This window comes from Thalassospira sp. GB04J01, from assembly GCF_000751115.1.
GTDB classification, from domain to species: Bacteria; Pseudomonadota; Alphaproteobacteria; order Rhodospirillales; family Thalassospiraceae; genus Thalassospira; species Thalassospira lucentensis.
The window spans coordinates 13,459-37,894 of sequence record NZ_CCDX020000014.1; the positions used below are offsets into that span (position 1 = coordinate 13,459).

Genomic DNA, 24,436 nt, shown 5'->3' on the forward strand with positions numbered 1-24,436 from the left:
TTTATGATTGATGCGAAAAACGGGGCCTTTTGCGTCCCGTTTTTGTTTTGGTTAGAACCGGAACGACAGGGAAAGTGATCCGAACTGATCGGCACCGTCCTGTGCGGTATATTCGGCGGTGCGATACACATGGGTATAGGTCAGGCGCGCCTGACCCATGATCACGGCAAAGCCGATTTGCAAATCGCCGACCAGCGGTTCCTTGTCGACGGAATTACTGTCCTGGAACGTATTGCCATCAAGCGTGATATCACGTGCGACATACCGCCCGGCGACCCCGGCAAACAGATACCCACTTAGTGGGAAGCCCTCGGTATCGGGGACGAAGAAATCAGATCCCGGCAAGCTGGGGCGAATGCGCGGCGGACCGTAATCGGCAGGCAAGTCAAACCCCATGCGAAACATCGTGCCCACCTCGGCATTGGTAAAGGCATTGCCAAGCGACACAGCCCCGTGCGGGGTGGCATCAAATTCGATCCCGGCAATGTCGGCTTCAAACCAGCTGCGGTATTTGCGTTCATAGGTCAGGTTCAGCAGCGGTTCGTTTTCGATCTGATTGTCCCAGCCTTCGGGTGCGGGGCTGTTGATGTTTTTGTGAACGATTTTCTGTGTTTTGTCGGCGAGCGATGCTGGACCGACCACGCCCAGTGTCAGTTCAAGCGTATCAATGCGCGAATAGTTGCCGTCACCATCATTTTGCAATCCGGTATCGGACAACAGCCCGACCGTACCTGCGAGAATACCGGCCCAGGGACGATCATCGGGCTGGTTTTCGGCAATGGTGATGTCGTCGGGCGTGTACATGGTCTGGCCGAAGGAATAGCTGGTTCGAATGCGGCCGTTCGAGGCAAAGAATGGAACTTTTTTGGCAGCAGTGAGGAAGGATGCCGGTGCGGAATCCTCAGGCGAGATAAAGGCAAGACGCACGCCATTGGTGTAATGCTGATCACTGTTGGTCGGTGTGAATACGTCATTTTCCACCGAGAGCGACACCCCCCATTTTTCATCCGGGGTTCGGGTCGATTGCGGTCCGCTGGCTGTGTTTTCCTGCGCACTGACATGCTGCGTTGCTGCGATCAGGCTGAGCAATGAAACCGATAGGGCCGCAGGATATTTGATGGCTCTGGACAAGGGCATGGTGGGTTCTACTCGCTCAATCGGCTTTGTTGTTGGAATTTCAAACCAAATTCAATTCTGATTTTGCCCAATTTATGGCGCAGTGTCGCATAGTTAACGCATCCGTCCACAGTTAACATAAACTCAGCCGACGCGCGATTGTTCCCGTCTGGGCTAAATCGGGCGCAAACGTTCATCGGGTGTTTGCTGTCGTACAGGAAAAGAGCCCGCAAATCGTCGGTAAAAGAAACAGGACGAGGTTACGGGCTTAACGTCAAGCGCCCGCCCGTTTGATCAATCATGTGATCCTAGGGCAGGCGCCTTTATTAACGATGCTATGCGTGATGTCTTATGGCAGTTTAGGCCGTTTTGCGGCGCAGGCGCGCGACATCTGTTTGGCTGGTGTCAATTATTCCGCGATAGGCATGCCAGCTGGAAAAGCCCAAAAGCGGCATGATGACAGCCATGCCAAACAAAAACACAACCATGCCACATGCCGACAGGATGGCGATCACCGCCGCCCAGCCGGTCAGGACTTTCCAGTTTTTGCGAAATGCCGCGACACTGATGATAACAGCCGTGATGACATCAACGTCGCGATCAACCAGTAACGGTATCGACACGACCGAAACCGCAAAAACCATGATGGCCAATGCACCGCCAAGAATGCTTCCGGTGATCAGGAAGGTCATGGCGTCACGCGAAAAGAAGGTTTCCCATACCAGCACATCAAGCGATGGCACCGTGCCATTATAAAACAAGGCAAACAGCAACATCGCAATACGTGTCCACACCAAGAAGAACAGCATCAACATAATGCCGATGGCACCAATTTGGCCCGGGTTGCGGCGAAACCCGTTCAGGCTGTGCCAAAGGGTGACGTTCTCGCCCATTTCAAGGCGGCGACTGGTTTCATAAAGCCCGACAGCCAGAAGCGGGGCGAGGAGCATAAAGCCCGCCGCCAAGGGTAAGGTCAGATGAAGCTGCCCAGTTCGAAAGATGCTCAGGACCACAAGATAGCCTGCAAGAACACAGAATGCGCCATAGGCCAACCCGATGGCAGGGGCACGTTTGAAATCCCGCCAGCCTGCTTCAAGCCATGCACCGGACTGATCGGTGGTGATTTCGCGAATGGCGATGCCGCTTATTGTGGGTTCGACCGTATTGTTTGTCTTTACGATTGTTGTTTCGGTCATGGGTGTCCTCCCTGTCGCTTTGGCCGGTTTGATTTGGCCTGTCTCATTTGGCATGTCGCTTTTCGCAAAACGATCTTTTGATCTGCCTGAAAGTCAGGATTGAATTTGCTGGTGTGTAAAATGTATCATTTTAAAGGTGGATTTCCACCATCCAGTTGATTTTAAAGCATGTATAAAGAATGTGTGATGTGCCATTCTGATGAAATTGGGTTATGTTCCTGCATGCTGTGGGATTGTTTGGATTGGTTAAAAAATCAGATTTTAATCAGTCTGGATGCTTGACTGCGGCGTATGACCCATACAGATGACACGGAATGTGGACAATTGGGGCGATAAGACCCATCTGAACATCGGAAAACCAATCGAACGGTCTGTGAACAATCTCTCGCCATTTTCTATTGCGAGACGTAATACGAACCCTATGCTTTTGGGGCCTGACCCGAAACTTGAAATCGAACCTTAAAAGGTCGCTGCCCACCGGCAGAACGATCTTGCGAGCAAGCGGAGCCTGACTTTTGAAAAAAATCCTTGCCGTTATCGGCGCTGTGCTGGTCGTTTTGATTGCAGCGTTGCTGATCATTCCATCCCTGATCGACTGGAATGGCTATAAGGCCCAGGTCAGTCAGGCTGTCCGTGATGCCACGGGACGCGAACTTGTGATCAATGGCGATTTGTCGATGTCGTTGATCCCGTCGCCTGCCTTGTCGGCAGAACAGGTTGCACTTGGCAATGCGCCTGGTGCAACGGACGCGAACATGGTGACGATTTCAGAAGTGCGGGTTTCCGTTGCGATGATGCCGCTTTTGACCGGTAATGTTCAGGTCACCGAAATCAGCCTGATTGATCCGGTGATTGCCATCGAAACGTTTGAAGATGGCAGCAACAACCTTGTGTTCGATCCGGCACAGGCAAAGCGTTCCGGCCCGGATGCGGGGACGATCACCACGCCCGAGCCTGCAACGCCATCGACAGAAAACACCCCGGCTGCACCGACATCCGGTGATGATGGTGCAAGCAGCGATTTCTCCAGCGCCATTCAGGTTGACCGGCTTGAGGTCGAAAATGCCACGATCATTTACCGCACACCGGGCAGTGAGGAACGCATCGAAGGGCTGACCATTGGTGTGTCGGCCGATAGCCTGAATGGCCCGATGGACGGCGAAGGATATGTGTTTTATCGCGGCATTCCGCTGACGTTTGAATTTAACGTCGGACAGATCAGCCAAACCGGTCCTTTCCCGGTCAGTCTCAAGGTCGGTGTCGACAAGGTCGATGGGGGCATTTCGCTCGGCGGTAAAGTTGACCTGTCTTCGGACAGTCCCGGATTTGACGGCCAGATTGAAGGCAAGTTTGATGATCTGCGCGCAGCAGCATTGCGCATTGCCGGTGAGGGAGCAGACATCCCTGATATTGCCGCCAAGCCGTTTGACCTTGGCGGGCACATCACGGCCGATGCCAAATCGGTTACGTTAAATGATTTGTCGATCCGTTTTGGGGAAACCCGTGGATCGGGGGCGATTGCGATTGATCAGGAACCGCGTATGCGGGCTGATGTTGCGTTGCGCTTTAACCAGCTTGATCTGGATTCAATTCTGGTGCTGGCCGATGTCGGTGATGGCGTAAAGGCACCAGTAGCCGACACCGCATCGGGTTCATCATCGACCGATGCAGGAAAAGCATCCGATGAGGCGCAGTCCATTCCATCGCAAAGTTCGGTGAAATCGGGTTCAGCAAACGGGCCGATTATTCCGGCCGATCTGACAGCATCCATCGATTTTGAAGTCGAGACCCTGATTTATAATCAGACGCCCATTCACAATGCCCGTATCAACGCGGCGATTGCCAACAGCAAAGTCACCTTGAACGAGGTATCCGCCGGATTGCCCGGTGGAACGGACTTGGCAGTGTTTGGTAGCATTTCGGGTGAAAAATCGACACCATCTGCGGCACTTAGCTATGAAATCGCGTCGGAAAATATCCGTGCAGTGATCCGTTGGCTTGGTGTTGATGTTGATGGTGTGCGCGCTGATCGGTTGCGCCGTTTCTCGCTGACCGGCGGGATTAAAGGCACACCTGAGCAGCTTAACATTTCCGATCTGGACATGCGCATTGATGACACCGCCATTCGCGGTGCTGTGGTTGCCAATATCAGTGGTCCGGGACTGCCGTCCCTTGGCATCGGGCTTAAGCTTGATCGCATCAATCTTGATCAATACCTTCCGAGCAGCCCAAGTGCGGCGGGCAGCGATCAAGGTTCTGGTGCGTCGTCAGGGACGACTTCCGGTTCGGGGGCTGCATCATCTGATGGTGCTTCTGGTCAAGGGACTGCAGGTGGCACAGATGCCGATATGGTCAAACTGATCAAGGATGCCCTGGCACCACTTGACGGGATGGCAGCCAATTATCGGTTGTCGGCCGATGAGATCATTTCATCGGGTGTGTCGGTGCGCGGGATCGTTATTGATGGCAACATCAATGGGCGCAAGATCGCACTGAACAATTTTGCCATTGCCGATGCGGCTGGTCTTGCGGCCAGTGCCAAGGGAACATTTAATGGTGCTACGGACATTCCGGCATTTGAAGGTTTGGCCGTGCGCGTTACGGCCAAAACGCTTGAGCCGTTGGCGAAACTGACGGGGATTACCCTGCCGGCACCGGCCAGCAGTTATAAAAGCATTCAGGCCAATATTGGTTTGAACGGACCTGTGAGCGGGCCAACACTTGATCTTGATGTGTCCAATCCGTTGGCACAGGTGAGCCTTAAGGGTGTGTTGGCCAATATCTTTGGCGCCAATCCCGGCCTTGATGGCAAACTTGGTGTTCAGGCATCAAGCCTGAACCGGGCACTTGATCTTGTGGCACCGACCTATACCCCATCGGGGAACCTTGGGCGTCTGGCACTTTCCAGTACGGTTAAGGGAACGGCACAGAACATCAATCTGGGCGACCTGAAACTGGTCGTCGGAGCATTTGAAACGGCGGGGGACGTCAAGTTTGATGCGACGCAGGCCCAGCCAAAAGTCACCGTCAGCCTTTCTGGTGGCAAGCTTGCGGTTGATCCGTTCCTGCCAGCCGAGAAACGCGCTGGTTTGATGCCGGGTGCGGGAAGTGGGATGCGCAAGGCAGCATTTAACCTGCCGCAGACGGCAAGTGTCACCCGTGTGGATGCCCGTGATGGCACGCCGTGGGATGATACGGTGATTGATGTTTCGGCCTTGCGGTCGATTGATGCCGACATCACCATTGTCCTTGATCAGCTTGATTTTGATACCTACAGCCTGATGAAGCCCGACTTGAAGGCGGATCTTGTTGCCGGGTTGTTGACGATTTCCAAGCTGACCGGTGTGTTGGGCGGTGGTGATCTGGTGATTGATGGTAATTTCGATGCGCGCAGCACCGACATTCCCAAACTTGCCCTGAAAGGCACGCTGGATGGTGCGCGGGTTGAAAAACTTGCCCCTATTCAGGTCGCCAGTGACCTTATCAATGGCGGTATTCAAACCAAGTTTGATGTTTCCGCATCGGGCAATACATCGCGTCGTCTAGTCTCAGCCCTTGGCGGGACAGCCGATTTTGTCCTGAACAATGTGCGGTTCAGCAATGCCGATAAACGGTCTGCTGATCCGAAACTGAACTTGCAGGCTTTGCTTCGTCAGGGGCCGCAGGCCATGGTGGTTGAGGGTATTGGCAACAACGACATTCTTGAAACGCTTGAGGCCGATATCACCATCACCAACGGTGTGGCCAAAACCACCCGGGTTGAGGCAACCTCACGCGTGGGGACGGCGGATGCGGATGCGACCCTTGATTTGCCCAAATGGCTAATGGATACGCGCGCCGACTTTGATTTCTCGGAAAAAATCGAAGAACTGCCGCCGTTCAGTGTCTTTGCCAAAGGCAAAATTGACGATCCGGTGATTACTGGACGGATGGACAAGGTTGCGGTGAAGGTTCTTGATAACCTTTTGGACAAGGCGCTTGGCGGGGATGGATCGTCCGGTTCAAGTGGTGATTCGGGTAAGGATGCGGCCAAAGGATTGCTAAAAGGTCTTTTGAATCAATTCGGTCGCTAATCCCTGTCCTTGAGATTTTATCTTTGAAACGGCCCTGCAGTGCGGGGCCGTTTTATTTTTGGGACATTGCCATAGTAGTTGATTGTCACATAACGGCAAAAAAACCTTAACAAAGTGGCTCGGCTTCTACATGATCCGCGCGTCGATTCCCTTTGATGGTAACGGTTGATTATGTCGGTAAAGAAAACGGCTCTGGATAAGGACCTTAGGTGGCAGAAGCGCATGGATGCGGGGATGGGTGAAACCGCCTCGATCAGTGCGAAGCTTGGTCTGGCACTTGTGTTCCTGCTGGCGTGCAGCGCGTTTGTCGCCTTTCAAATGGGCGGGGTGCCGCAAAGTGGTTTCCTGATTGCGGCTGCCGTTATTGGCGGGTACATGGCGCTCAACATTGGGGCCAATGACGTTGCCAACAATGTTGGCCCGGCGGTGGGGTCCAAGGCGCTGACCATGGTTGGCGCGCTTTTGATTGCCGCTGTTTTTGAGGCTGCTGGTGCGATCATTGCCGGTGGCGATGTTGTCAGCACGATCAAGAACGGCATTATTGATCCGGCCCAGATGCCCGATCCTCAGACCTTTATCTGGGCAATGATGGCGGCCCTTCTTGCTGCTGCCTTGTGGCTTAACCTTGCGACATGGATTGGTGCGCCGGTCTCGACCACACATTCCATCGTGGGCGGGGTCATGGGGGCCGGTATGGCCGCCGTTGGCGTTGGTGCGGTAAACTGGCCGACCATGGGCACGATTGTCGCAAGCTGGGTAATCTCGCCGGTTCTGGGGGGAGTGATTGCCGCCGGGTTCCTGGCCTTTATCAAATTTCGCATCCTTTATACCGACGACCGGGTTGCTGCGGCGCGTAAATGGGTGCCCATCCTTGTCGGTGTGATGGTTTCGGCCTTCACGATGTATCTGATGATGAAGGGCGTTAAGAAAATCTGGAAAGTCGAAACGCCGGTTGTGATTGCAATTGGTATTGCGGCTTTCATCATTACCGTCTTGCCGGTGCGTCAGGCCGTTATGCGGGCCTCTGCTGATATGACGGGACGTCGCAAGGAAATTGCATCCCTGTTCCGGGTTCCGCTGGTTGTATCGGCGGCCCTTTTGTCATTTGCCCATGGGTCGAATGACGTTGCTAATGCGATTGGTCCGTTGGCGGCCATTGTTTCCGGTGTGAACAGCGGTGAGATTGTGACCTCTGCACCCATCCCGATCTGGGTGATGGTCATTGGCGCGATTGGCATCGCAGCCGGACTTATCCTGTTTGGGCCAAAACTGATCAAGACGGTGGGGTCGAAAATTACCAAACTTGATCCGATCCGGGCCTATACCGTCGCGCTGTCGGCAGCCTTGACCGTGATTATTGCCTCGGCGCTTGGTCTTCCGGTCAGTTCCACCCACATTGCGGTGGGGGCGGTGTTCGGTGTGGGCTTCCTGCGCGAAAGCCTTAGTCATCGTCGCCGCAAGATCAATCCGCCAATGTTGGTGAACGTTGGGAACGGGGATCAGGCCAATGAGCATATCGAAGCCCTGCGCCAGATTGATCCGAACGAAGCTGAGAAGGCCGAAAAGAAATTCCGCAAACGTCTTTTGGTGCGTCGTCGCTATGTGGTGACGATTGCAACCGCCTGGGTGGTGACGGTTCCGGCTGGTGCGTTTCTTGGCGCCTTGCTGTTCTTCACCATTCGCGGCATTATGTTGTAATATCAGAAAGAATAGAGTTTCGCGGCACGAGCCCCATTTTCTATGGGGTATGTGCAGCGATCTGCAGCGGCGGTCAGGGTTTTCCTGATCGCCGTTTTTCCTTGACCGCTCTGTGCCGTGGGCGTAAACACCCGGCAACCAAAGTTGTACCGAACCCGGTCTTGATCGTCGCCCAATAAAGTGGGCCGCGAGATTTGTTATGCGTGGGTCGACCTTATTGAAGGACAGGTAGATGAAAGCCATCATTTTCGGCATTCTGGCCATGGCCGCAACGGTTGTTGCATCCAACATTCTGGTCGAATATCCGCTGCCCGGCGTTTTGGCCGATTGGCTGACCTATGGTGCGTTTACCTATCCGGTGGCGTTCCTTGTGACGGATTTGACCAACCGCGCGCGCGGGGCCAAGGCGGCCCGTCTTGTGGTGCTGGCGGGGTTTGCGTTGGCGGTTGTGTTGTCGCTGGTCTTTGCCGACACACGCATTGCCATTGCATCGGGGTCGGCTTTCCTGATTGCGCAGATGCTTGATGTCACCATCTTTGACAAACTGCGTCAGGCGACCTGGTGGAAAGCGCCACTTGTCTCAAGCGGGATCGGGTCGGCTGTTGATACCGCGCTGTTCTTTTCCATTGCGTTCGTGGGCACCGGTTTGCCGTGGCATACATGGGCAATGGGTGATTTCACCGCCAAGGTGATCATGGCGCTGACCTGCCTTGCGCCGTTCCGTTTGTTGATGGCGGTGGTGACACCGCGCCAGAATGCGGAACCGGCACGAGGGTAATAAGCTGTCTGCTGCTTGTGATTTTTGGCGAAGGGGCGCATAAAACGCCCCTTCATTTGTTTGTTCATTGTTCTGGAATAGCCCTGATCCATGAAAGTCGATCTGTTCGATTTCGAATTACCGCGTGAGCGCATTGCCGAACATCCCGCATCGCCACGCGATGCGGCGCGTATGCTTGACCTGTCGGCGGCGGATATCCAAGACCGTATCGTGCGCGAATTGCCCGATATTTTGCGTCCCGGTGATTTGCTGATTTCAAATGACACCCGTGTTATTCCGGCCCGCCTGTTTGGCAAGCGCGGGGAGGCAAAGGTCGAAGTCACCCTGCATAAGCAGGAAGGCCTTGGCACTTGGGTTGCCTTTGCCAAGCCAGCCAAGAAGCTGCGGATTGGTGAAACATTCTGGGTGAATGATGAATTTGAGGCCGAGGTCCTTGATAAAAAGGACGGCGGCGAAGTGGTATTGCGGTTCAATAAGTCCGGTGCGGATTTGATTGCCGCGCTTGAGGAATATGGTGTGATGCCGTTACCTCCTTATATCCGGCGCGAAATAGGTGGCGATGATCAGGATAAATCCGATTATCAAACCATTTTCGCGCAAAAGGATGGTGCGGTTGCGGCCCCGACGGCCGGATTGCACTTTACCCCGGAATTGCTGGCCAATCTTGATGCGCGCGGAATTAACCGCCGCACGATTACGCTGCATGTCGGTGCGGGCACGTTTTTGCCGGTGAAGGTCGATGATACCGAGAACCACAAAATGCATGCGGAATGGGGATCAATTTCGCCTGAAATTGCCAATCTGATCAATGAAACGCGGGCCAATGGCGGACGGGTTGTTGCAGTTGGGACGACGTCGTTGCGATTGCTTGAAAGTGCGGCGCGCGAAGACGGGGTGGTTGAACCGTTTGAGGCAGAGACCGACATCTTTATCACGCCGGGGTATAAGTTCCGGGCGGTGGACATGTTGTTGACCAACTTCCATCTGCCGCGTTCGACCCTGTTCATGCTGGTATCGGCCTTTGCCGGGTTTGACCGGATGAAGGCGGCCTATGCCCACGCGATCGAAAACGAATATCGTTTTTATTCCTATGGCGATTGCAGCTTGCTTGAATGCGCCAGTAAAATTGATGCACGGACATAAATCGAGATGACCGAATTTCGCTATGAATTTCTTGCCCAAGACGGCAAGGCCCGGTTGGGGCGCATTCACACCGCACATGGCGTGATTGATACGCCGACTTTCATGCCGGTGGGAACAGCCGCCACGGTTAAGGCGATGTTGCCGGAAAATGTTGCAGATACCGGTGCGCAGATTTTGCTGGGCAATACGTACCATTTGATGTTGCGTCCGGGGGCGGAACGCATTGCACGTCTTGGTGGCCTGCATAAATTCATGAATTGGGACAAGCCGATCCTGACCGATAGCGGCGGGTATCAGGTGATGTCGCTTGCGAAATTGCGCAAGATCACCGAAGACGGTGTGACGTTCAAAAGCCATATCGACGGGCGCAAGTTTAACCTGACGCCGGAACGGTCGATGGAAATTCAGCATTTGCTGGGATCGACCATCACCATGGCGTTTGATGAATGCACCCCGTTCCCTGCGACCGAGCAACAGGCGCGCGAAAGCATGCAGATGTCGATGCGCTGGGCAAAGCGGTCCAGAGATGCCTTTGTCGAACGTGAAGGCTATGCGCTTTATGGCATTCAGCAGGGCAGTGTGTTTGAAAACCTGCGTCGGGAAAGTTCGGAAAAGCTGACCGAGCTTGATCTTCCGGGGCATTCGGTTGGCGGGCTTGCGGTGGGCGAAGGTCAGCAGATCATGTTTGATACGCTTGATTTCTGTGTTGATATGTTGCCGGCCAACAAGCCGCGTTACCTGATGGGGGTTGGCAAGCCGTCTGATCTTGTGGGTGCTGTGATGCGCGGGATTGATCAGTTTGACTGCGTTTTGCCGACCCGGTCGGGGCGCAATGCACAGGCCTTTACCCATCGGGGGACGTTGAACCTTAAAAACGGGCGTCATCGTGATGATGACCGTCCGTTGGATGATCAATGTGGATGTCCGGCCTGCACGAAATATTCGCGCGCCTATTTGCACCACTTGATCAAGGCGGGTGAGATGCTGGGTTCAATGCTGCTGACGTGGCATAACCTTGCCTATTATCAGGATTTGATGCGCGATATGCGGAGCGCCATTTCCGAGGGCCGCATGGACGCATTTGCACGCGATTTCCATGCCGCACAGGAAGGCGGGGATATTGATCCCGTGCCGATCATCGAGGATTAAGGAGAACCGTCATGGCCGATCAGACGATCTATGACAATCTGACCATGCTGGGCAGTGACACAGCACAGCCCGCATCCCCGGATGAAGCCGTTCTTGAACGTGTGGCCAACCCGCAGGCCGGGACCGATTACTGTGTGCGGTTTGTCGCACCGGAATTTACGTCCCTGTGCCCGATGACAGGTCAGCCGGATTTTGCCCATCTGGTGATTGATTACATTCCCGGTGACTGGCTGGTGGAAAGTAAATCGCTGAAGCTTTTCCTGACCTCGTTCCGGAACCACGGATCGTTCCACGAGGATTGCACGATCAAGGTGGCCAAGCGCATTGTCGAAACGCTTGATCCGAAATGGCTGCGCATTGGCGGGTACTGGTATCCGCGTGGCGGTATTCCGATTGATGTGTTTTATCAGACGGGTGCGGTACCAGAAGGTGTCTGGATCCCTGATCAGGGGGTTGCGCCGTATCGCGGGCGTGGCTGACGCCGATCATCTGTCAAATTAACGTCAAAGGCTGCCTTGTGAATAAGGTGGCCTTTTGTGTTTTGGTGAGATGATTATATAAGGCAGCACAGAGCGAAAACAGAGTGAACCCGAAATTCCGCCATGACAGTTGCTACTGCCATCACGCTTGAAATGCTTCAGGCCAAAGCCCGTGAAATCGGCTTTGACGTCTGTGGTGTTGCGCGTCCGAGCATTGATGCGCGCAATCAGAAGCGTCTTGATGAGTTTGTTGCGGGTGGGGAATACGGGTCGATGGACTGGATGAATGATCCCGAACGGTTGCCGCGCCGCCGTGATCCGGTGGCGTTGTGGCCGGATGTGAAATCCGTGATTGTGCTGGGCAGTAATTATGGCCCGGCGGAAAATCCGATGGCCTTGCTGGATCACCCCGACCGGGCGATGATTTCGGTCTATGCCAAGAACAAGGATTATCACGACCTGATCAAAAAGCGCCTGAAACAACTGGCACGCTGGTTGATGGAGCAGGCGCAAAAATCAGGGGCAGGCGGTGAGCAGGTCAAGGTGTTTGTCGATACCGCCCCGGTTCTTGAAAAGCCACTGGGTCAATCAGCCGGGATTGGCTGGCAGGGCAAGCACACCAATCTGGTGTCGCGCGAATTTGGCAGTTGGCTGTTTCTGGGCGAGGTGTTCACAACGCTTGAGTTTGCGGAAGCCACGCCGGAAATCGATCATTGCGGGTCGTGTTCAAAATGCGTTGCGGCCTGTCCGACCGACGCGTTTCCAGCGCCCTATAAGCTTGATGCGCGCAAATGCATCTCATACCTCACCATCGAACATGATGATGTGATCCCGCGCCAGTTTCGCCGTGCGATGGGCAACCGTATTTACGGCTGTGACGATTGTCTGGCGGCCTGCCCGTGGAATAAATTCGCCACGCGGACCGAGGAGCTGGCCTTTATCCCGCGTGCGGAACTGACAGCCCCCCGGTTGGCCGATTTCCTTGAGCTTGATGAGGCAGAATTTCGGGCGTTCTTTACCGGATCACCGATCAAGCGGATTGGCCGGGCCAAGTTCCTGCGCAATGTTTTGATTGCGGCGGGCAATAGCGGGTCAGGAAGCCTGATCCCGCGTGTTAAAAAGTTATTGTCTGATGAAAGCAGCCTGATCCGGGCCAGTGCGGTTTGGGCCTTAACCCAACTGATGACGCCCGATGCGTTTGCCACGCTTAAATCAGACCATTACAAGGCTGAAGAAAACCCGGTTGTACGTGATGAATGGGATCAGGCAAGCAAGGCCGCCTGATCGCACTTACAGATCAAACTTGATGAAATCGAAATGGTAGCGAAGCCCGCCGGTACTGTCGGCAAAGGCAATGCCATATCCCGGATTAAGCCGATTGCGGTCTTCGAGGTCTTCTTCTTTCTCATGACGGAAATCAAGCGGTTCGCCACATTGCGTACTGGCAGCCAGAAGGAAGGGCACACCTTGCCATGTGCCGGTTGCCGGGCGGTGCAAATGGCCAAAGAACAGATGTTTGATCTGTGGGTTGGCGGTGATGATTTCGGCCAGTTCCTGATCAGCGTCAAGGCGAATGGTATCCATGAACGGCAGGCCCATTTCAAACGGCGGATGATGCATGAACAGGAAGGTTGGCATGTCTTGGTGGGCATTTAGCTCATTACGTAGCCAGTTCAGACGATGCTGGCATAATGTGCCGTGATGGGCGCCGGGAACGATGCTGTCCATCATCACAAACCTTACCCCACCAAATGTGTGTCCGTGATTGATAAAGCCGCTTTCATCCACCGGGGTGTCGGGAAAAGCCTGTTTGAACGCCGCTCGTTCGTCATGGTTTCCGGGGATCAGGATATAGGGAATGGCAAGGTCGCCCAGAATGGCAATTGCCTGTTCATACTGTTCTGGATGGCCGTGATGGGTGATATCGCCGGTGATGACGCAAGTCTCGGCATCGCGGTGGTATTTGTTAATCTCGCCAATGATTTTGCCGAGCGTGGCGGTGGCATCGGGATGGCGTGAATAATCATCACGTGCGAGAATATGCGTATCGGAAAGATGTATAAATTTCATGGCGATGCCCTATCATGATCGCAGATATCCTGAAATCATGTCCGTTTTCGAAGTACGTTCAAAGTTATAAATGTCATGGATGATACCGTTCGTAAAAGATCAGTGACAATTGCCGGGCATCGCACCAGCTTTTCACTTGAAGACGCCTTCTGGCAGGAACTGTTGGGGCTTGCGGAACGGCGCGCGGTGACCTTGGCGGAACTGGTGGTCGAAATTGACAGTACGCGTGATGGCAACCTGTCGAGTGCCTTGCGGCTTTATATCCTGCGTGATCTTCAGGCGCGGTTGGCAGAGGCATCTGATCGCGGTTCTGATCCTGCGTTGGACGGGGACGGCGAATAAACGCGGGTGCCATAGATCGGGAACAGGGCAATGTGCGGTATTGCAGGCGCAACAGCGAAAAACGATCAGGCCCTTGTGGCCAGCGCGCTCAACCAATTATCGCACCGTGGCCCAGATGGTCAGGGCATTTGGTGCGATCCCGATCATCGGTGTGCAATAGGGTGCGTACGCCTTGCGACGACTGATGTTTCCCTCGACGGCGCGCAACCCGTCACCTCAGCCGATGGGCGGTTTGTGCTGGTCTTTAATGGCTATATCGCGGGGCATCGCCGTGCACTTGCCGCGTTAAAGAAAACCGGCGTTTCGGTGGGAAGTCACAGTGATGCGGAACTTGTTTTGCATCTTTTGCCCCATGCGATAGCGGTGGATGGTGATGTCGCAGGCGCATTGGCGCAGCTTTCCGGGCAGTATGCGCTGGCCTTATGGGATCGGGATCAGGCGGTATTGTATCTGGCGCGTGATCCGCTTGGCATCAAGCCGCTTTATGTGATGAAACGCCCCGATGGGCATGTTGCTTTTGCGTCTGAACCATCCGCACTTTCTGCCTTTGGCCCATTGCACCGCGATGAGACGGTGCGCGCGCATTATTTTGCGCATTTGTTTGTGCCATCGCCTGCGACAGGGAGTGTCGATGTAGGTTTGCTGCCGCCCGGTCGGGTTTTGCGGTGGCAGAATGGACAGGTCACGCACGATCAAATTATTCACCCGGCAAAGCGGACAGCATCGACGCATAATCTCCCACGTACGCAAACCGATCTGACCGCAAAGCTGCATGGGGCCGTGTGGCAATCGGTGGCAGATGCGATGGATGCCGATTGTCTGGTCGCGACGTTGATATCTGGCGGGCTTGATAGTGCTGGTATTGCCGCAATGGCCTGTTCGGTTGCGCGCGAACGCGGGCAGATGCCGCCGACTGGTTTCGTGATGGGTTTTAACGACCCGGCGATGGATGAAACCCTCGCAGCACAAAGGCTTGCGCGTCATCTGGGGCAAGAAATTCATGTCGTGTCGGCGCCGGAAAAACCGCATGAGATTTTTGAGGAACTGCAAAAGGCCCTGCACTGCATTGACGGGCCGTTTGCCAATCCATCCGTGGTTTTGATGCGCAGCCTGTCACGTGTGGTTGGACGTCATGCAAAAGTCTGTTTGTCGGGCGATGGCGGGGATGAGCTGTTTGGCGGCTATCCACGGTATCAGGGCGCACGGTTGTTTGATCAATATTGGCGTTTTGTGCCGGTGTCGGTTCGTCGGATGATTGCCCGCATGGTCGGGCGCAATGGGCCGCGCAATATGGCGCGGTTCCTTGAGGGCGGGCAAGGCGATGCCAGACGCGCGTTTGAAGTGTGGAACAACAGATGTGCGGTGCCGGAACTTAAGGCCGGGCTGGTTAAGGATACGCAGGATGTGGATCGTACTGGCGGGTTGGCGGCCCTGATGATGGCGTTTGATAGGGATGTGACCCTTCCGGGTAACCAATTGATGATGTCGGACCGGATGGGCATGGCGTTTGGGGTTGAGTATCGGTTGCCGTTGCTTGGGCATGATGTGGTGCGTGCGGCGGCGGGGATTGAGACCAAACAGCACCTGCGGCGTGGGGGTAAGGATATCTGGCGCGCGGTTGTCGCCCCCTATTTACCCAAGGAGCATATCAATCGCCCAAAGATCGGTTTTAACCCGCCAACATCGGACTGGTTGGCAAAGGTCTGTCGTCATGTCTGGGGTGATGCCGAGACGATTTGTACCGCCCTTTTTGACGGGTTTGATGTGCCTAAAGACCGGCGGGCTGTTTATTGGCAACGGGCCATATCAGGGCGCGCGCCTGATGTTGCGTTGACCCTGTGGGCCTTGATGGTCTGGCAGATGTGGTCAAACGATGGATCGTTAAGCGCCAGCCGGTATTGGCACAGCAATCATTCCCACCATCAGGCGCGGGCATCATCGCCCCAGCTTCGTGACCGGCGATACAGGTTCAAGGCCGTCAGTGCGGTCGGGGCAAGTTGAACCACCTGACGTGACAGGGCCGTGACGTGCCCTTCATCAATCTCGTCTTCGTCGAAAATCGTTTGGGTGGTTGCGCAGAGTTCGGACAATTGACGCAGGCCAAAAGTGCCGGATGTGCTTTTGAGGACGTGAACTTCGCTGCGCACCGTCGACAAATCGTCTTCTGATAAGGCCTTGTCGATTTTGACCAGACGGGATTCGGTTTCATTGATGAAAATATCAATCCCGCAGCGCGCCCCTTCATCCCCGGCATCATTATAAAGCTGTTCAAGGACACGGATATCAAGGACCGGACTTGTTGGTGATTCTGGACGCATCCGTTTGCCCAGCCGCGCACTTTTGCTGCGCAGGACCGGCGGCGGGGAGGGCAGGTTGTTTTGTTTGAGCTTGTCGACGGGAGCACGCGTAATCAGGTCACGAATGGTTTCAAGAAGCGGGCCGCGCTGGATCGGTTTATTGATAAATTCATCCACACCCGATTGGCGGGCAATGACATTCCAGTCCCGCGATTGATGCGCCGACAGGGCGATGATCGGTGTGTGGGAAACGGGGCCCTGCATATGGCGAATACGCCGCGTGGTGTGCAGTCCATCCATGTCGGGCATTTCAACATCCATCAGGATCAAATCCGCGGCCACGCCACGGCGCAGCATGTTGAGCACAGTTTGCCCATTGCTGGCTTCGACGATGGTGTATCCCTCGGATTGCAGAATGCGCCGTGCTACCATGCGGTTGCTTTCGCTGTCATCGGCAATGATGACGGTACCGATGTTGCTGTCGTTGGCGGAAGCATTCAGGCACATCGACGGGGGCGGGGCGGCCTGCGGCTTGACGAAACAGACCGAAATCATCCCGCCTTCGGGCAATTCTGTTTCATTAAACAGAAGGTCTTCTTCGGCAACGCCAGTAATGAGCTGTTCCCAAGCAGGATTGGCATACACAATACGTTCGTCGGCATCGAACAATGCGATGCCGGCTTGTGTTTGTGCCAGTGCTTCGATGATCTGGTTATTCATTGGCCACCTTGTCGATTCGGTGCCCAGTCCCTTACCAAAAGGTAAATAGTCTTATTATCTGAAACGCATAGGTTTCATTTTTAATTTTAGACATTGTTACATTTTTTTCTAATAAGTCCATATTTTTTAACAGATGCAGCGGCGAAGTTACCTGCTCGCCATGAAACAGAGAAGCAAAACAACTGTTTCAAAATATGTATTAAATGAAACAAGTGTTGAGATGGGGCATGGCTTGTGGCGTAATTGCCCAATCATGTGAACAAAGGTGTCTGACCGATGGGGCTTCATTCGGATATGCGCGAAAAACTGATATCTGATTATGCCAAATTAAGTCCGCAGATGCAGAAGGCAGCGCGCTATATTCTTGATCATCCCAATGATGTTGCCCTGCGCTCAATGCGGGCCCTTGCACGGGCAGCCGACGTGCCACCCAGTACCGTGACACGTTTGATGACGGCCATTGGTGTCGATACCTGGCAACAGTTTCGCGATCAATATCAGAACCGTTTGCTTGATCTTCCGGCAAGTTATGCCAACCGGGCGCGTGAAACCCAGAATGTCTCGCAAGATGTTGATCGCGATCAGCATTTGCTCGAAAGCATCGCACGCACCGAAATCGATAACATTGACAAGGCGTTCAGTGCGGAACTACGCAACCGGATTATTGAGGCCTGTGCGGCGATTGAACACGCGCGAACAGTTTTTGTGGTTGGGTGTGGTGCGGCCTATCCGGCGGCCTATCAGTTTGCCTATGCCTATCGGTTGTTTCGCGACAATGTGGTTCTGGTCGATGGCCGGTCGGGTGCATTTGGTGATCAGTTGCGTGGGATCAACCGCCGCGATGTGATGATTGCCATCGGTGCACGTCCGTATATTCGCGATACGGTGCGTGCCGTCGATTATGCGCGTAGTCAGCATTGCCCGGTGATTGCCATTTGTGATTCCGATGTCGCGCCGATCGCACTTGATGCGATGATCAAACTGATCGTTTCGGATAAGTCTCAGTCCTTTTTCCAAAGCTTTACCGCTGCGGTGTCGCTTGTACAGGCGATTGTTGCCCTGCTTGTCGCGCGCGGTGGGCAAAAGGCCCTGGAGCGGATTGCCTCGGCCGAAGAACAACTTGCAGCCTTTGATACCTATGTCGAAGATCCCAGCCCCACACGGAATTCTTGATCATGACGCATGCATCAAACACCTCATCTGCCCCCAATGCCAAAACCCACGTGCTTCATCGTAGCAGTGTCGCGACCCCGCCGCGTGCGGTCCGGGGCGAGGGGATTTATATCTTTGACGAGAGTGGCAAAAGCTATCTGGATGCCTGCGGTGGGGCGGCGGTGTCGTGCCTTGGGCACTCCGATGCGGATGTCCGTGCGGCGATGCATGCCCAGATCGATCAGATTGCCTATGCCCATTCCGGGTTCTTTTCATCCAATTCGATGGAAGAACTGGCCGATGACCTGATTGCCCATGCACCAGATGGGATGGATAAGGTTTATTTCGTGTCGGGCGGGTCGGAGGCAACCGAGGCAGCACTTAAAATGGCGCGGCAATATTATCTTGAAATCGGGCAACCGGAACGCAAATACGTTATTGCGCGCAGGCAGTCCTATCACGGCAATACGCTGGGGGCGCTGTCGGTCGGCGGTAACATGTGGCGGCGTCAACAGTTTGAGCCACTTTTGATCACGGCAACCCATATCGCACCAGTATACCAATATCGTGATCAGCGCGACGGAGAAAGCGAAGCCGAATATGGCCTTCGCGTTGCCAATGAATTGGAAACTGCGATCCTTGAACTGGGTGCACAAAACGTTGCCGCCTTTGTTGCCGAGCCGGTTGTCGGCGCGACATCGGGTGCGGTGGCGCCAGTGCCGGGGTATTTCAAGCGCGTGCGCGAGATTTGCGATCAGTATGGTGTGCTGCTGATTTTGGATGAAGTCATGTGTGGCATGGGCCGAACCGGCACCCTGCATGCGATTGAGCAGGAAGGCATCTCGGGCGATATTCAAACCATCGCCAAGGGGTTGGGGGCGGGGTATCAGCCTATTGGTGCGGTTCTGGTTTCAAAGAAAATCAATGATGCCATCGCCAACGGTTCCGGGTTTTTCCAGCATGGTCATACCTATCAGGGGCATGCAACGGCCTGTGCAGCCGCCTTGGCAACCCAGCGCGCCATTCGGGAGCGGGATCTTTTGACCAATGTTGTCAAACAGGGCGAAAATCTTGCCGATGGCCTTCGGGCCAAACTGGGGCAGCACCCGTTTGTCGGTGACATTCGCGGACGGGGCCTGTTTCGCGGGGTGGAACTGGTAGCCAACCGCGAAACCAAAGACCCGTTTGATCCGACCATGAAGATCAATGCCAAGATCAAGAAGGCGGCCTTTGCACGTGGGCTGATGGCCTATCCGATGGGGGGGACGATTGACGGGGTGCGCGGCGATCATGTGTTGTTTGCCCCGGCGTTTATTGTGACTGAGGATGATGTTGCCAAGATCGTTGATCTTTTTGCCGCCGCCCTTGATGACGTTTTTGCCGCAGAAGGACTGACATAATGGCATATGGCCAGACACCGTTTGTGATTGCCGCAGCCCCGAATGGCGCGCGAAAAACCAAGGCCGATGTGCCCAACATCCCGATTACACCGGCTGAAGTCGCCCAAACGGCCCTTGCGTGCAAGCAGGCCGGTGCGGCAATGATGCATTTGCATGTCCGTGATGAGGATCAGAAACACAGCCTTGATGTTGGGCGCTATCGCGAAATGCTAACCGAAGTTCGTGCATCGGTTGGTGATGATATGGTTTTGCAGGTCACAACCGAGGCGGTTGGCATGTATAGTGCCGATGATCAGATGGCGATGGTCCGGGGGCTTGTGCCCGAAGCGGTGTCGATCGCCATTCGTGAAATTGCACCGGATGGCTTTGACGTGAGTGCGCTAAAATCATTCTTTGCCTTCATGCGTGAGGCCAAAATTTTCCCGCAGTTCATTCTTTATGCCTCTGATGACGTCAGGCGGTTTAACCAACTGGTGGAAAAAGGGATTTTGCCGGGGGAAAAGTTCCCGGTTTTGTTTGTTTTAGGGCGCTATAGCGCGGGGCAGGTATCTGATCCGGCTGATTTATTGCCGTTTATCGCAACGAGTTCTTATATCTCTACGTGGATGGTGTGTGCATTTGGGGCGTTTGAGAATGCCTGTATCCTGACTGGCGCCGGATTGGGCGGACATGCGCGCATTGGATTTGAAAATAATCATCTTTTGGTTGACGGATCGCCTGCAGACCATAATGCTGAGTTGATTGCTCAGGCGCGCGAGGGTGCCCGCCATATGGCGCGAAAAATCGCGACGGGCGAACAGGCCAAGCAGATCATGCACCCCGTATGGTAGCTGTGGCCAGTCTCAGCGGCAAAAGTGCAGAAAATTTAAATTCTATCAGGAGGTTTCGGGCTTTATAGGCTTTTAATTCGGTGTTCCGATACCTATAATCCCGCCGTCGAAACATCTGATTTATCTGATGTTTCTATGTGATTCTTCTGTTCCACGCGGAACAGTTGAATTCGTAATAATAGGGTGTACAAGGGAGCTATTCCTAATGAAAAAACTTATTGCTGTAGCGGGTGCAGTTGCTGCGATTGCAGGTGCCTCGCTCTTCGCCGGTCAGGCGTCGGCACAGGAAAACCGTTTCATCACCATCGGTACCGGTGGCGTAACGGGCGTTTACTATCCGACCGGTGGCGCAATTTGCCGTCTGGTAAACAAAGACCGTAAAGAGCACGGCATTCGTTGTTCGGTCGAGTCCACGGGTGGTTCGTCCTACAACATCAACACCATTCGCGCTGGCGAACTGGACCTTGGTGTTGCTCAGTCTGACGTGCAGTACTATGCCCTGCACGGCGAAAAAGCCTTCGAGGACGTTGGTCCGTTCCCTGAATTGCGTGCTGTATTTTCGATCCATCCCGAGCCGTTCACCATTGTTGCCCGTGCAGATGCCGGCATCAAAACCTTTGACGATCTCAAAGGCAAACGCGTGAACATCGGTAACCCGGGTTCGGGTAGCCGCGACACCATGGACATCGTGATGAACGCCAAAGGCTGGACCCTTGACGATTTCGCACTGGCGTCCGAACTAAAACCGGCTGAACAGTCACAGGCGCTTTGCGATAACAAAATCGACGCCATGCTCTATGTCGTTGGTCATCCGTCTGGTTCGATTCAGGAAGCTGTATCTTCTTGCGATTCTGTTCTGGTTGAAGTTGCCGGTGCAGAAGTCGATAAACTGGTTGCCGACAATCCGTATTACCGCGTTGCCACCATTCCGGGCGGCATGTATCGCGGCAATCCTGATGACGTGAAAACCTTCGGTGTTGGCGCGACCTTCGTGTCTTCGACCAAAACCGATGCCGACGTGGTTTACCACGTTGTCAAAGCTGTGTTTGACAACTTCGACGATTTCAAAAAGCTGCATCCGGCTTTTGGAATTCTGAACAAAGAAGAAATGGTCAAAGACGGCCTGTCTGCACCGCTGCATGACGGCGCTGTTAAATACTACAAAGAAGCAGGCCTGATGTAATTCAGGTTGGAACGGAGGGCAGAATTCTGTCCTCCGTTTTTCTTTCTTTCGCCCAACGGGTACATCTAAAAACTTAAGAAAACCGGTGCTTTTATTGGCATCACTGTACTCCGTAGGTGACCGGGTGTGTGTCGACGGAGATTTTTTGATTCTGGACCACCAGTACAGGAATTCTTCGATCAGACCGGGAGTTTGTAATGACCGACGTTAATAACGCGAACCAACGCGCATCTGATAAGGATCTTCAGGATCTTATTGCGGAAAATGATACAGGTGCGCGCCAGCCAACAGGCATGACAGCACGCATTTTGCTGTGTGTTGCGGTGGCTTGGTCTTTGTTCCAGCTTTGGCTGGCATCGCCGCTTCCCTATATCGTTAGTTTTGGTGTTTTCAACTCGACCGAAGCGCGGTCGATCCATCTGGCTTTTGCCGTATTTTTGGCCTTTATGGCCTATCCGGCGTTCAAAAGCTCGCCGCGTTCCTATATCCCGGTGATTGACTGGGTTTTGGCTGCGGCTGCGGCGTTTTGCGCGCTTTACATCTATATCTTTTACCGCGATCTGGCATCGCGTCCGGGCCTGCCGATTACGCAGGATCTGGCGGTTGCCGGTGTCGGCTTGGTTCTGTTGCTTGAAGCAACCCGGCGTGCACTTGGCCCGCCCTTGATGTGTGTGGCCGTGCTGTTTTTGGCGTATGTCTTCTTTGGCAATGCCGCCTGGGTGCCTGATGTCCTGCAATGGGCGGGGGCGAGTTTCTCCAAGGCGATGTCGCATCAGTGGATTACCACCGAGGGTGTGTTTGGCATTGCACTTGGCGTTTCAACAAGCTTCGTGTTCCTGTTTGTGCTGTTTGGCTCGTTGCTTGATAAAGCCGGGGCAGGCAATTATTTCATTAAGGTCGCGTTTGCAGCCCTTGGTCACATGCGCGGTGGCCCGGCGAAAGCAGCCGTTCTGTCATCGGCCATGACCGGTTTGATTTCAGGGTCCTCGATTGCCAACGTGGTCACCACCGGGACCTTTACAATCCCGCTGATGAAGCGTGTTGGTTTCTCAGGCGAGAAGGCCGGTGCGGTTGAAGTTGCATCATCGGTCAATGGACAGATCATGCCGCCGGTCATGGGGGCTGCGGCCTTCCTGATGGTCGAGTATGTCGGTATTCCTTATCCCGAAGTCATCAAGCATGCCTTCCTGCCGGCAACGATTTCCTATATCGCGCTGATTTACATCGTCCATCTTGAGGCGCTCAAGGCCAATATGAAAGGCCTGCCGAAGCTTCATACCTCGACACTTGGTCAGACGATGATGCGCTCGTTGCTGTTCGTCTTGTCGCTGGTTATTCTGTCCGGGGTGATTTATTACGCCATCACGCTACAGAAACAGGTGTTTGGTGAGGGGGTTGGCTGGATTGTCGCTGTCGAATGTGCGGTGGTGTATTTTGCCGGTCTGTATTATGCGGCGAGATACCCTGACCTTGAGCTTGATGATCCCAATCAGCCGGTGGTCAAGCTGCCGGAACTAGGCGAAACCGCAAAGGCCGGTTTGCATTATCTGCTGCCGGTTGTGGTTTTGATCTGGTTCCTGATGATTGAACTTAAATCGCCGGGACTTTCGGCCTTTTGGGCCACGGTTCTGATGATCTTCATCATGTTGACCCAGCGTCCGGTCAAGGCGTTCTTCCGTAAGCAACCTGATTATATGAACGAGCTGCGTGCTGGTTTGATTGACGTTGTGGACGGCTTTGCGACCGGTGCGCGCAACATGATCGGCATCGGTGTTGCAACGGCTGCGGCCGGGATCATTGTGGGCACGGTATCGCTGACCGGGATTGGTCAGGTGATGGTTGAGTTCGTCGAACTGATTTCGGGCGGCAACTTGATGCTGATCCTGATCTTTACCGCCGTGATCAGTCTGATCCTTGGTATGGGGTTGCCGACCACGGCGAACTATATCGTGGTATCGAGCCTGATGGCGCCGGTGATTGTCGAACTTGGGGCGGCAAACGGATTGATTGTGCCTCTGATTGCGGTCCATCTGTTCGTGTTCTATTTCGGGATCATGGCTGATGTCACTCCGCCGGTGGGGCTGGCGTCCTTTGCAGCCGCCGCGATATCGGGTGCCGATCCGATGCGAACGGGCTTTGTGGCCTTCTTTTATTCGATGCGCACCGCGGTTTTGCCGTTCTTGTTCCTGTTTAACACGCAGCTTTTGATGATTGGTCTGGATCACCCGATCGATGTGGTGGTGGTGATTATCATATCAACGATTGCCATGTTGATCTTTGCCGCCGCGACGCAAGGGTATTTCTTTGCCCGATCGAAACTGTGGGAAAGTGCAGCACTTCTGCTGATTGCGTTCAGTTTGTTCCGTCCGGGGTTCTGGCTTGATATGATCGAGCCGCCTTATGAAAACCTTCCCGCGACAGAAATTGTGCAAAAAGCGGCGGAAATGCCGGCCAATACCAGCATCCTTCTGGATGTTGAGGGCATCAGTCTGGAAGGTGACGACGTCGCCAAATCTGTGATGTTGCCTTTGGGGCCGGAAGCATCAGGTGAAGATCGGCTGTATAACGCAGGTCTTTCGGTCCGTGACGAAAACGGGAAGATCTTTATCGACGATCTGGTGTTTGGTGGCCCGGCCGAAAAAGCGGGGCTTGATTTCGATTTTGAAATCACCGCGATCAAGGTGGAAGCCAGCCGTATGCCCAAAGAGGTGTTCTATATCCCGGCGTTCCTGTTGCTGGGTGGGATCATCGTTCTGCAACGCCGTCGTCGTCGCGCCGAATTGGCGCTTGAAGCGGCTTAAGGAGGGCCA

General features: G+C 54.3%; 18 protein-coding genes. 14 read left to right on the plus strand and 4 right to left on the minus strand.

Annotated features, from left to right (window positions below; translation table 11 throughout):
• Positions 1–51: 51 nt before the first annotated feature.
• Positions 52–1,137: a lipid A deacylase LpxR family protein gene (locus AMM48_RS14760; protein ID WP_102784665.1), complete on the minus strand. Its 1,086-nt coding sequence runs from the start codon at positions 1,135–1,137 to the stop codon at positions 52–54.
• 338 nt (positions 1,138–1,475) lie between these two features.
• Positions 1,476–2,312 carry a DUF2189 domain-containing protein gene (locus AMM48_RS14765; protein WP_102784666.1) on the minus strand — a complete coding sequence of 279 codons (837 nt, stop codon included), beginning with the start codon at positions 2,310–2,312 and terminating at the stop codon, positions 1,476–1,478.
• Positions 2,313–2,827: 515 nt separating this feature from the next.
• Here AMM48_RS14765 and AMM48_RS14770 point away from each other — a divergent pair.
• The 7 genes from AMM48_RS14770 to queG all read left to right on the plus strand — a co-directional run bounded on the left by AMM48_RS14770 (position 2,828) and on the right by queG (position 12,916).
• A complete protein-coding gene (locus AMM48_RS14770) occupies positions 2,828–6,385 on the plus strand; it encodes an AsmA family protein (protein WP_102784667.1) in 3,558 nt (1,185 codons plus the stop codon).
• Between the two features lie 171 nt (positions 6,386–6,556).
• Entirely contained in the window at positions 6,557–8,083 is a 1,527-nt protein-coding gene (locus AMM48_RS14775; protein WP_181951579.1) for an inorganic phosphate transporter, read from the plus strand.
• A 232-nt stretch (positions 8,084–8,315) separates the two neighbouring features.
• Complete coding sequence (locus AMM48_RS14780) at positions 8,316–8,861, plus strand: VUT family protein (RefSeq protein ID WP_102784669.1); 546 nt, start codon at positions 8,316–8,318, stop codon at positions 8,859–8,861.
• A 90-nt stretch (positions 8,862–8,951) separates the two neighbouring features.
• Entirely contained in the window at positions 8,952–10,004 is a 1,053-nt protein-coding gene (gene queA, locus AMM48_RS14785) for a tRNA preQ1(34) S-adenosylmethionine ribosyltransferase-isomerase QueA (protein ID WP_102784670.1), read from the plus strand.
• Between the two features lie 6 nt (positions 10,005–10,010).
• Positions 10,011–11,153: a tRNA guanosine(34) transglycosylase Tgt gene (gene tgt / locus AMM48_RS14790; protein WP_102784671.1), complete on the plus strand. Its 1,143-nt coding sequence runs from the start codon at positions 10,011–10,013 to the stop codon at positions 11,151–11,153.
• An 11-nt stretch (positions 11,154–11,164) separates the two neighbouring features.
• Positions 11,165–11,632 (plus strand): preQ(1) synthase, encoded by a 468-nt coding sequence (gene queF / locus AMM48_RS14795; RefSeq protein ID WP_102784672.1) that lies wholly within the window; start codon positions 11,165–11,167, stop codon positions 11,630–11,632.
• Between the two features lie 123 nt (positions 11,633–11,755).
• Positions 11,756–12,916 (plus strand): tRNA epoxyqueuosine(34) reductase QueG, encoded by a 1,161-nt coding sequence (gene queG, locus AMM48_RS14800; protein WP_102784673.1) that lies wholly within the window; start codon positions 11,756–11,758, stop codon positions 12,914–12,916.
• 6 nt (positions 12,917–12,922) lie between these two features.
• Here queG and AMM48_RS14805 read toward each other — a convergent pair whose 3' ends face one another.
• A complete protein-coding gene (locus tag AMM48_RS14805; protein WP_102784674.1) occupies positions 12,923–13,702 on the minus strand; it encodes a phosphodiesterase in 780 nt (259 codons plus the stop codon).
• A 75-nt stretch (positions 13,703–13,777) separates the two neighbouring features.
• On the opposite strand from AMM48_RS14805, the gene AMM48_RS14810 reads away from it, so the two are divergent.
• Both AMM48_RS14810 and asnB read left to right on the plus strand, forming a co-directional pair.
• On the plus strand, positions 13,778–14,044 hold the full coding sequence (locus AMM48_RS14810; RefSeq protein ID WP_101299672.1) for a ribbon-helix-helix domain-containing protein: 267 nt from the start codon (positions 13,778–13,780) through the stop codon (positions 14,042–14,044).
• A gap of 30 nt (positions 14,045–14,074) precedes the next feature.
• Positions 14,075–16,045: an asparagine synthase (glutamine-hydrolyzing) gene (gene asnB, locus AMM48_RS14815; protein ID WP_102784675.1), complete on the plus strand. Its 1,971-nt coding sequence runs from the start codon at positions 14,075–14,077 to the stop codon at positions 16,043–16,045.
• On the opposite strand, the gene AMM48_RS14820 is transcribed toward asnB, so the two are convergent.
• Positions 15,967–17,061: a response regulator gene (locus AMM48_RS14820; protein ID WP_102784676.1), complete on the minus strand. Its 1,095-nt coding sequence runs from the start codon at positions 17,059–17,061 to the stop codon at positions 15,967–15,969. The two genes, asnB and AMM48_RS14820, sit on opposite strands and share 79 nt — an antisense overlap.
• Before the next feature lie 276 nt (positions 17,062–17,337).
• On the opposite strand from AMM48_RS14820, the gene AMM48_RS14825 reads away from it, so the two are divergent.
• The 5 genes from AMM48_RS14825 (at position 17,338) to AMM48_RS14845 (ending at position 24,427) form a co-directional block, all read left to right on the plus strand.
• A complete protein-coding gene (locus AMM48_RS14825) occupies positions 17,338–18,234 on the plus strand; it encodes a MurR/RpiR family transcriptional regulator (protein WP_102784677.1) in 897 nt (298 codons plus the stop codon).
• Positions 18,235–18,236: 2 nt separating this feature from the next.
• Positions 18,237–19,613, plus strand: coding sequence for an aspartate aminotransferase family protein (locus AMM48_RS14830; RefSeq protein ID WP_102784678.1), 1,377 nt, complete (start codon positions 18,237–18,239; stop codon positions 19,611–19,613).
• The gene (locus AMM48_RS14835) at positions 19,613–20,443 is read left to right on the plus strand and encodes a 3-keto-5-aminohexanoate cleavage protein (RefSeq protein WP_102784679.1); all 831 of its coding nucleotides are present in this window, start codon (positions 19,613–19,615) and stop codon (positions 20,441–20,443) included. The genes AMM48_RS14830 and AMM48_RS14835 overlap by 1 nt, the downstream gene beginning before the upstream one ends.
• A gap of 205 nt (positions 20,444–20,648) precedes the next feature.
• A complete protein-coding gene (locus AMM48_RS14840) occupies positions 20,649–21,626 on the plus strand; it encodes a TAXI family TRAP transporter solute-binding subunit (protein ID WP_102784680.1) in 978 nt (325 codons plus the stop codon).
• A gap of 197 nt (positions 21,627–21,823) precedes the next feature.
• Positions 21,824–24,427, plus strand: coding sequence for a TRAP transporter permease (locus AMM48_RS14845; protein ID WP_102784681.1), 2,604 nt, complete (start codon positions 21,824–21,826; stop codon positions 24,425–24,427).
• The last annotated feature ends 9 nt before the right edge of the window (positions 24,428–24,436 follow it).